At 62.4% G+C, this 10,105-nt stretch carries 8 protein-coding genes and 2 pseudogenes; 6 read left to right on the forward strand and 4 right to left on the reverse strand.

Annotated elements, in window-relative coordinates; translation table 11 throughout:
- Together BG842_RS03880 and BG842_RS03885 are read right to left on the reverse strand one after the other, a co-directional pair.
- Window positions 1-286 (reverse strand): annotated as a pseudogene (locus tag BG842_RS03880) (hypothetical protein); the annotation flags it as partial.
- Between the two features lie 10 nt (window positions 287-296).
- On the reverse strand, window positions 297-602 hold the full coding sequence (locus tag BG842_RS03885; RefSeq protein ID WP_069449757.1) for a hypothetical protein: 306 nt from the start codon (window positions 600-602) through the stop codon (window positions 297-299).
- A 171-nt stretch (window positions 603-773) separates the two neighbouring features.
- Between BG842_RS03885 and BG842_RS03890 the strand changes: the two genes are divergently transcribed.
- The 6 genes and pseudogenes from BG842_RS03890 (at window position 774) to BG842_RS03915 (ending at window position 8,451) form a co-directional block, all read left to right on the forward strand.
- Window positions 774-1,964 carry an ABC transporter permease gene (locus BG842_RS03890; RefSeq protein WP_069449758.1) on the forward strand — a complete coding sequence of 397 codons (1,191 nt, stop codon included), beginning with the start codon at window positions 774-776 and terminating at the stop codon, window positions 1,962-1,964.
- A pseudogene (locus tag BG842_RS03895) lies at window positions 1,965-3,028 on the forward strand (ABC transporter ATP-binding protein).
- Window positions 3,025-4,371 (forward strand): ABC transporter ATP-binding protein, encoded by a 1,347-nt coding sequence (locus BG842_RS03900; protein WP_069449759.1) that lies wholly within the window; start codon window positions 3,025-3,027, stop codon window positions 4,369-4,371. The pseudogene BG842_RS03895 and the gene BG842_RS03900 overlap by 4 nt, the downstream one beginning before the upstream one ends.
- A 50-nt stretch (window positions 4,372-4,421) precedes the next feature.
- A complete protein-coding gene (locus BG842_RS03905; protein WP_069449760.1) occupies window positions 4,422-5,870 on the forward strand; it encodes an RtcB family protein in 1,449 nt (482 codons plus the stop codon).
- Window positions 5,871-6,639: 769 nt separating this feature from the next.
- Window positions 6,640-7,020, forward strand: a complete 381-nt coding sequence (locus BG842_RS03910; RefSeq protein WP_069449761.1) for a helix-turn-helix domain-containing protein — start codon at window positions 6,640-6,642, stop codon at window positions 7,018-7,020.
- 246 nt (window positions 7,021-7,266) lie between these two features.
- Entirely contained in the window at window positions 7,267-8,451 is a 1,185-nt protein-coding gene (locus tag BG842_RS03915) for a kelch repeat-containing protein (protein ID WP_139136009.1), read from the forward strand.
- A 51-nt stretch (window positions 8,452-8,502) separates the two neighbouring features.
- Here BG842_RS03915 and BG842_RS03920 read toward each other — a convergent pair whose 3' ends face one another.
- Both BG842_RS03920 and BG842_RS03925 read right to left on the reverse strand, forming a co-directional pair.
- Window positions 8,503-8,892 (reverse strand): Zn-ribbon domain-containing OB-fold protein, encoded by a 390-nt coding sequence (locus BG842_RS03920; protein WP_069449763.1) that lies wholly within the window; start codon window positions 8,890-8,892, stop codon window positions 8,503-8,505.
- Window positions 8,889-10,058, reverse strand: a complete 1,170-nt coding sequence (locus BG842_RS03925) for a thiolase domain-containing protein (RefSeq protein WP_083252424.1) — start codon at window positions 10,056-10,058, stop codon at window positions 8,889-8,891. The genes BG842_RS03920 and BG842_RS03925 overlap by 4 nt, the downstream gene beginning before the upstream one ends.
- Window positions 10,059-10,105: the final 47 nt, after the last annotated feature.

Here is a 10,105-nt window from a genome sequence, read left to right on the forward strand (position 1 = left end):
GACTCGTCCCCAAAATAACCGCGGGGAGCGCGCTCCGTACGATGTCCGGCGGGGCGAATCGAGTTGCGAAGGCGGTAACGCCGACGAGCCCGGCGACGACTGCGAGCCAGTAGTTCGGAATCCCGAAGCCGAGGTAGGACCCGCCGGTCACGACTCGTTCGAGCGCCGTCCCGGGATTGAGCGCGGCGTACACGCCGAAGCCGATACCCCCGACGAGCGCGAACAGCATCGCGGGAACGACGTACGTGAGCGTCGCCGGAATCGCCTGCCCGAGAACCGTCAGCACGGGCGTCCCGTTAAGCCGAGTACGAGCGCCCCCAATCGAGCGTCGTGATATCGACCAGCCAGTCCACGTAACTCCGCCAAATCGGTTTGTTCAGGTTGTGCTCGGCTTTGTACTCGGCGATGGCTTGCTGGACCATCTGCTCGCGTTCGGACATGTTCGCCCGTTCGCTGGCGGCCTGTCGTGACGCTCCGTGTGCGACGAAGGCGACGCCGGGGTCGGCGGTGAGGGCGATGAACCCGAACGTGACGGACAACACGAGATAGAGGGCAAAAACGGAGAGCGCGACCCGTTTGACGACGTAAGAGCGGCGACTCATTGTGTTCGACATCGAACGATTACGTGATAGCGATATAATAGTTGTGGAGCGGCAAACGTGTTGATTCGGTATCTTTTTCTCGTGGGGATAAATACCATGGCGTAGTACGGTTATGCCATCGTCCACGACCCGCTCGCCGATTTTAATCTCTCCCCCCTACGGTGACGATTCGTGAGCAGCGACACCGCCTCACCAACGAGCGAAACGCCGCTCGAATCCATCGACTGGGACGGGCTCGACGGCACTGGACGGACGATTCCGTGGCGGCTCGTCGCCTTCGTCGTCGGACTCGCCGGTCTGGTGTTGCTCTATCGCTACACGAGTTCGCACCACGTCGGTATCATCTACTGGTGGGAACCGACGAAGTTGACGTGGCTGTTCCGGGTGAGTCTGCTCGTTCTCGTCTGTTTCGCCGTTCCACCCATGTTCCGAAACTCCGCGAAAAATCGACGGCACTGGCGACGGTTTCGGACCAACAGGGTGGCCGTCATCAGTCTCGCGTATCTGGTCGTCTTCGTCCTCCTCGCGCTGGTCGGACCGGCGTTGATGGGACGGCCGCGACCCCACATCCACGCGGCCCGTCAGCCACCGCTCCTCTTCAGCGCCAAGGAGGGAATGGTCACGGCCAACTGCATCGGTCACACCGTCGGGGGCTACTGTCAGGGGTCGCTGACCTACCCGCTCGGAACGAGCGCGCTGGGACAGGATATGGTTGCGCTCGTCGTCTCGGGAATGCACGTGAGTCTTCAAGTTTCCGTCATCACCGCCGTGTTCATGATACCGCTGGCGACGGCGGTCGGCCTCGTCGCGGGCTACAGCGGTGGGGCCATCGATACGGTTCTCATGCGGTACGTGGACGTCCAACAGTCCGTTCCGGCGTTCGTCGTCTACCTCATCCTCGTCTTCCTCACCGGGCCGAGCCTCTTTGCGTTCGTCGTGGTGTTCGGCCTCCTGAACTGGGGGAACGTCGCTCGCCTCGTCCGAAGCGAAGTCATCCAACGTCGGGAGGAACAGTACATCGAAGCGGCGAGAAGCGCGGGCGTAAGTCGGCTGACCATCCTTCGGAAACACCTCCTCCCGAACGTTTCGAACACGGTCCTCATCGGAACGACCCAGAAGATTCCACAGCTCGTCCTCCTCGAAACGGCGCTCACGTTCATCGAAATCGGGGACATCGGTCGGTGGATGCCCTCGTTCGGCGAGACGATATCGGTCGGTCTCAACGCGCAGAGTTACACGGAACCGATGCAGGTCTGGTGGATATGGACGGTTCCGGTCGTCGTGCTCGTCGCCACCGTCGTCGCACTGAGCATCGTCGGCGACGCGCTCCGCGACGCGTTCGACCCGCGAGGTGACGTGTAGATGGCCCCGCTCCTCTCGGTTGACGACCTTCGGGTGACGTTCGACACCGACCGCGGCCTCGTTCGGGCGCTCGACGGCGATTCGTTCGACGTGAATCGCGGCGAGACGGTCTGTCTCGTCGGCGAGAGCGGGTCCGGGAAGACCGTCGCGTGCGAATCCCTGACGCGGCTCGTTCCGACGCCACCGGCGCGACTCTCCGGGACGGTGACGTTCGACGGGACCGACCTATTGTCGGTCGGGAACGGAACGCTGAATTCGATTCGGGGCGACCGCATCGCGTACGTCTTCCAGAACCCGCAAGACGCGCTCGACCCGGTGTATACAGTGGGAAGCCAACTCGTGGAGGCCATTCGACTCCATCGAGACGTTCCGAAAAAGCGCGCACGGCGGCGTGCGGTCGAACTCCTCGATAGGGTCGGCATCCCGAACCCCGCGGAACGGTTCGACGAGTATCCCCACGAGTTCTCGGCGGGATGAAACAGCGGGTCGTCATCGCCATGGCGCTGTCGTGCGACCCCGACCTACTCGTCGCCGACGAACCGACGACGGCGCTCGACGTCACGACCCAATCCGGGATTCTCCACCTGCTCCAGACGCTACAAGCGGAGCGGGATATGGCGGTCCTGTTCGTCACCCACGACCTCGGCGTCGTCGCCCAAATCGCCGACCGCGTGGTCGTGCTGTACGCCGGGAAGGTGATGGAGCGCGGGAACGTCTTCGACATCTTCGACCGACCGGCCCACCCCTACACCGGCGCACTGCTCGATAGCGTCCCGCGGCGAGGGGCGACGCCCGAACCCATCGGCGGGTCGCTTCCCGACCCGACCGACCCGCCAGCAGGATGTCGATTCCACCCCCGGTGTCCGCACGCGACGGACGACTGCCGGACGGATGACCAACCGCCCGTGTACGCCGTGGACGGAAGCGATCACGACGTCTCGTGCGTCTACTACGACGACGACCACGACGCGAGCGAACTCGCCGGGGCGGACGGACTGGCGGCGGACGACGATGAATCGACACCGCGAACCGAGCCGACGGCACCCCGAGGTGACGAACGATGAGACAGGAGAACGCGACCGAACACGAACCGAACGCGAGCGAAGAATCCCTCCTCACCGTTCGGGGATTGAAAAAGCACTACGCCATCACCTCGGGGGTGTTGAGCCGCGAAACGGGGCGCGTGCGTGCGGTCGACGGCATCGATTTCGAACTCCGCCGCGGAGAGACGCTCGGACTGGTCGGCGAATCCGGCTGTGGCAAATCGACCGTCGCCCGGACCGTCGTCTCGCTCGAAGCGCCGACGGAGGGTCGGATACGTTTCCGAGAGCGCTCGGTCGCGTCGCTGTCGAAGCGCGAGACGAAACGATACCGGCGGCAGGTACAGATGGTGTTCCAGAATCCGGCGTCCAGTTTCGACCCGCGGATGACGATCGGCGAGTCCATCGCGGAACCGATGGTCACCCACGGACTCACCGACGACGAGCGGTTGGAGGAGCGGATTACGACGCTGCTGGAACTCGTCGGCCTCGCCGAGGCGAAGCGGGAGCGCTACCCGCACGAACTGTCCGGCGGCGAAAAACAACGGGCGGCGCTGGCACGGGCGCTGTCGCTGAATCCCGACCTGCTCGTGTTGGACGAACCGGTCTCGGCGCTGGACGTGTCCGTGCAGGCGGAAATCCTCGCGCTCATCGAGCGGTTACAGGACGCCTTCGACCTCTCGATTCTGCTCATCAGCCACGACATGAGCGTCGTCCACCAACTCTGTGACCGCGTGGTGGTCATGTACCTCGGCGAAGCCGTCGAAGTCGGACGAACCGAATCCCTGTTCGCGGACCCCAAACACCCCTACACGAAGGCGCTACTCGACACGGTTCCGCGGCCCGACCCCCACCACAGGAACGAGATGGTCGAGTTGACCGGCGACGTACCCGACCCGGCGTCACCGCCGTCGGGGTGTCGGTTCCACACCCGCTGTCCGAAGGTGGTTCCACCGGAAGGGTGGTCGCTCACGCAATCGGCGTGGAACGCGGTGTTCTCGTTGCGCGTCGCGCTCAGGGACAGCGATTTCGGGCTCACATCCGTCCGCGAGCGGGTAGCCGACGGGAGCGGCGATGATGGAACGGAGACCGTTTCGGAAACGGACCTCCGGTCCGAAATCCGGCGCGAGTACGGGATTCCCTCGACGCTCGACCAGCGGAGCGCGGAAGAGATGGTTTCGAACGCCATCGGAGCGGCGATAGACGGGAACGTCGATGCCGCCGCGGAACTGCTCGGAGAGCGGTTCTCGACGGTGTGTGAGACGGAGCATCCGAAACGGAGGAGCGTGGACGGCCGGGACGTCGGGTGCCACCTGTACGAAGAAGACGAGGACGAGACGAATTCCGAAGCGGACGGGGAGTGCTGACACACCTCAGCTATCTTCATGGCGGTTCGACGTCTCGAATCGGACAGAGAATGCCTATCGAGTTGAACGGGTCACGAACGACCGCTCGCGTGATGGTCGAGGACGAGCGCCTCGTCGAATCGGGCTGCCTGAACCAGATTCAGGAACTCATCGACCACCCCGCGTTCACCGAACCGGTGCGAATAATGCCGGACACTCACTGGGGCGCGGGCGCACCCATCGGGTTCACGATGCCGCTCCCAGATCGCGTGGTGCCGAACATCGTCGGCGTTGACGTCGGATGCGGAATGTGCGCGACGAACCTCGGCGACGACCTCCCGCTCGCGCACGCGGAGCGCGAGCGGCGGGTCCGCGACGTCGTTCCGATGGGCCGCGAGGTCCACGACTACGACGACGCACCGCACCTCGTGAACGAGTTCCCCTTCGAACGGGCGAACGAGGTTTTCGAGCGGTTCGACGCCGCGTACCGGGAACGATTCGGTCGGAACATCGACCCCATCTCGTTCGACTTCGACGGCTACGGCGAGTCGTACTTCAAGTCCCTCTGTGAGCGCGTCCTTTCGGGGCAACGACAGGGAATGGGCTACGTTATCAAGAGCGCCGGGACGCTCGGCGGCGGCAACCACTTCGTCGAGTTCGCCCGCGGGCGGGAGTCGGACGACTACTGGCTCGTCATCCACAGCGGGTCGCGCTACCTCGGCAAAGCCGTCGCCGAGTACTGGCAAGGGCGCGCCTCGGACTACCGCGCGGCCGACCAGATCCGGGACGCGATTCCGGACGGCTACGAGGAGTTCCTCAAGTTCGACCCAGAAACCACCGGCGACGGCGAGCTGTTCACGTGGGTCACGGGCGGTATGGGCGAATCGCACATCCGAGCGGAGCGCGTCCGAGAAGCCTTCGACGGTCGCGACATCGAGGATGCCTTCGACGCGCTCTCGGGGTCGACCCTGCGCCCCGACGAAGAGCGAAACGACGACCTCGATTGGCTGGACGGGCGGGAGGCACACGGCTACTACGTGGACATGCTGTTCGCCCAGCAGTACGCCCGCTGGAACCGCGAACTGATGAGCGACGCCATCTGCGACGCGCTCGGCGTCGAAGCCGTCGAGCGGTTCCAATCGACGCACAACTACATCGACTTCCGCGACATGACGATTCGGAAGGGCGCGACGCCCGCCCGCGAGGGCCAGCGACTTGTCGTCCCGTTCAACATGGCCGACGGCTCCATCATCGCTCGCGGAAAGGGCAACGAGGAGTACCACTCGACGGCCCCGCACGGCGCGGGCCGGACCATGAGTCGCGGCGACGCCTTCGAGACGATTTCGATGGACGAGTTCGGCGAAGCGATGGACGGCATCTACTCCGAGTCAGTCGTCGAGTCGGTGCGCGACGAAGCGCCGATGGCGTACAAACCAGCGGACGCGATTCGAGAGGCGATCGAGCCGACCGCTGACGTTGTGGAGCGGTTGGACGTGGTGCACAACCTCAAGGCGAAGTAGCGCCGAGAAATCGGCTACTTCACCGGAAGTCCAGTCATGATAAAACGAAGTAATTCGTGAGCTACTCACGAGAGAGGCGTTGAAGCGTTTGCAAGGATTTCGGCCTCGGACCCGCGGGGTTCGGGGACAGAGAAAGGTTACAGTACACGTCTCCACCGCTCTCTGCCTTCGTCTGGCCGTTGCAGTTCTAATTACCACCACAGAAACGAGAGTATCAGTCCCAACATCACGCGAGGGAATATTCTACACCACCGCCTCAGCGTCTTAAATACCCAGAATCCCACAAGTACAGAAGCGTGAATACAGTGAAAAATACGATAACCATAACCAGCCTAGGCACGGTTCCCGGTTCAGGACTCTTCTCGAAAGGAACAACTGCAACAGTTGTGATAAGCAACGAAATAAATAGGGCCACTATATTCTTCAAAAACGCTTGAGTCCAACTCGTGCTCTCACTCACATTTTTATGTAGTTGAGTGACGATATTAAAACCACTATGTCTTCATAATTTTCACCACTGGTATGTCGATTGTTACACTGACAGCTATCAGCGGCGTTCGTTTCATCGAAACTTGATCGATCGCTCAACAGCCGAACACCTGCCGAAGAGGAATCCGCTAGTAGAAGCCAGCAAGTGAGAGCAACTCGTCGGCCGGGAAGTTACAGCTACCGACGGCGGTATCGACAGCCGAAAATAAAATACAAAAACAAAGAAAATATTCTGTGTAATCGGTAGGGTGATGTCCTCGCCGTCCGACGTTCATTCAACATGGCCGACAAATCGACGCCGATTCCGGACGACGAACGGGACATCGAAGGCTACGTGAACCAACGGCTGTTCGACGACGGCTTCGACACGCTCGCCGACCACGTGGCGCGAAAAGCAGCACTCGGCGACGCGCGGCGATATTCGATTCTCTTTCTCCTCTACGAGCGCGAAGAGCTCTCGCGGAAGACGCTCGCGGACGCCATCGACGACGCGAGTTTCGACATGACCCACCATATGGGCGAACTGATAGACACGGGTCTCGTCGCCCGAACCGGTGCCCCAGAGGGTGCTGACGGCCGCCAGACGTTCTATAAAGTCACGCATCTTGGTCGGCAGGAGATTAAGGCGGATTACGAGAACGTCACGCGACACCACCCATAGCGGTCACTATTATCGACTGAGTCCCTCGTCGCGGAAAAGACCGATAACCGAAAGGAATTCAGCGGTAATTCTTTCATCTCGCCGTCATCGGCCGTACGTACGTCGTTGGGTCGTTCTGTAATATCTATACAGATATCGTGGATATACAAATGTTAAATCAACACAGGTCATCAGCTTTGGCATAAATTTCAAATAGATCGATAAGAAATCGAAAGCATCAATGCACACCGCCCGGTGTATATTCCGATGCGTTCTAGACGCCGTTTCCTGCAAACGGTGGGGGCGGGTGTCACTGTCGGGATAGCGGGCTGTAACACCGCACGCCGAGACGGCCCGAGTACAAAGACAAGGACGACCACAACAACCACGACGGAAGGGGAAACAACGACGACTACGCCGTCGAACCGTCTCGGTTGGTCCACAGCTGCGCCGCTTCCGGCACCACAGAGTGATGTCGGGAGCGGTGTCCTTAACGGAATGCTATACGTGTTCGGCGGTATCGAATCGGACCAAGGGCTTGCCGCAGTCGCACGGACGTACGCCTTCGATCCGACAAGAAAGGAGTGGAAACGCGAAGCGGACCTCCCACGGGCACTGTGGGGAAACGCCGGGGTCGCCACTGCGGACGCCCTCTTCAGTTTTGGCGGTGCGCCCGCCGACAGTCCGTACGAAACCGGCGAGCCGCCATCGAACGAGATATTCGAGTTCCGACCCGGCGACGGGTGGGAGAACCTGACCGAAACGATGGACTGTCGCTGTCCGTATCGAAATTTCGGGATGCGAGGAGTGTACAATCCCGAAGACGGCCTCATCTACTGCGTCTCCGGCGGAACGGACGTCAGCACCCGCGATACCGCCACGAACCACGGTGCGCCGTACGGGAGCGTGGGAGCCTACGACGAGTACCGCGTTTGGACGTTCGACCCCGAGCGCCGGCGGGTCGTGGACGACGACTTTACACGATTGCCGGAAGCAAAACGATGGCCGTCTATCGCGCTGGTTACTGACGAAGGCAGACCAGCGATTCACGCAATCGGTGGCTGGCGCGGTAACAGTGGTCCGACGGACTCGAACGTCAGAATCGACCCCGACACTGGCGAGGTGACGATGATGCAGCAAACCCCGCTCCCGGGAATGTACTCAGCGAACACGAATCCCGTCATCAACGGGCAGGTGTTTCTCTCACACGGCCTCTTCACGCGGGGGGAATACACTATGGACAGCTATCGGGTTTTCTGCCACCGCTACGACCCGACAACCGACGAGTTCCACACGCACCTCCCGAAGGCCTCACACATTCGGGTGGGTGCTGCGGACGGCGTAATCGACGGCGCCCTTCACATCGTCGGTGGTCACATTAAACCGTTCCAAGGCGACAAGGGGCACGATGCCGTAACGTACCACGAACGGTTTCGCCCGGAGATCGATTGAATCAACTCTACGCCGCTATCTCTTTGAGGTCAACGATGAGGGCTAGCAGTCCTATTCCGTCGGTTCGAACACGGGCGCTGGCATACCATCGAGTTCGACGGTATCCGCGAACTCGACGGACGCGCCGATTTCGACGCCCTCGTCGCTACGGATACGTCCCATGAGCTTCGTCTCCCCGAGGTCGATGACGCCGACCTGATACGGCCCCTCGAATCCCACCGGCGGAACGGTTATCGTCGTCTCGCTGTGGACGGTGCCGGTGGTCGGCAGGGAGCATGTATCGAGGATTCTGTCGCCACAATCGATGCAGGCGCGTTTGGGCGTCGCGGTGACGTGCCCGCAGGACCGGCATTCGAGTCCGACGAGTTCGCCGTCTTCGAGGCGGTCCCGCCAGTCGGCGTAGGTCAGCGGCCCCGATTCCGACGTTCGGTCTCCGCTCATGCTCGTGCCTCCAGAACGGTGACGACGGTCGTCGCGGCGTCGCCGCCGAGGTTGTGCGCGACTGCAGTTCGTGCGTCTTCGACCTGTCGGTCGGCGGCGTCGCCGCGGAGCTGTTCGGTCAACTCCACGAGTTGGGCGGTCCCCGTCGCGCCGATGGGATGACCCTTCGCCTTGAGGCCGCCGCTCGGGTTGACGGGCATCTCGCCGTCGATGTACGTCTCGCCGTCGGCCGCCGCACGCCCGCCGGTTCCGTCCTCGAAGAGACCGAGCGCCTCGATGGCCAGCACCTCTGCCCCGGTGAAACAGTCGTGGACCTCGGCGACGTCCACGTCGGCCGCGGTGATTCCGGCCTGTTCGTAGGCTTCTGCGGCCGCGTCGCGGGCCGCCCGGGTTTCGGGAAGCGACGTCTTGTCCGCGAGCGGCACCGCGTCGGTTCGGTGTCCGACGCCGGTCACGGAAATGGGTTCACCGGCGAAACTGTCGGCGAGGTCGTCCGAGACGACGAGGACCGCCGATGCACCGTCGGAGAACGGACAGCAGTCCATCAGGTGGAACGGATCCGCGATGATGGGGGTTTCGAGCACCGACTCGACGTCGGTGTCGCGGCCGAAATGTGCCTTCGGGTTGGACTGGCCGTGGTGGTGGTTTTTGACGGCGACTTCGGCGAGTTGCTCTTCCGTCGTGCCGTACTCGTGCATGTGTCGCTTCGTCAGGAGCGCGAACACGCCGGGGAACGTCAACCCGGTCGGTTGTTCGTACTGGCGGTGGGATGCGCCCGCGAAGATGCGTGTCATCTCGCCGGTCCCGAGTCCCGTCTCGGGGGTACAGCGCTCGACGCCGCCAACCAAGGCGACGTCGTGGACACCGGATTCGACCGCCTGCACGGCGTGTTTGAACGCGTTCGAGGAGGTCGCACAGGCGTCCTCGAACCGCTGGCAGGGGATTCCCTGCAACCCGATGTGGGTCGCCAGCTTCGGCGCGAGGTGGGTGTCGGATTCGGTCTGGCCGCCCAGCGCGTTGCCGAGGTAGAAGGCGTCGATTTCGTCGCCAGCGATGCCCGCATCGTCCATCGACGCGAACGCGGCGTCCGCGAACAGTTCCTCCAGCGGTTGGTCGTGCGGGCCGAACGAAGTCATTCCGCCCCCGACGATGGTAGCTCGTGTCACTACACTCACCTCTCTCGGGGAGTGTCAATAATCCACCGCCCGCCGTC

Source organism: Haladaptatus sp. W1, assembly GCF_001723155.1.
Lineage (GTDB): Archaea > Halobacteriota > Halobacteria > Halobacteriales > Haladaptataceae > Haladaptatus > Haladaptatus paucihalophilus.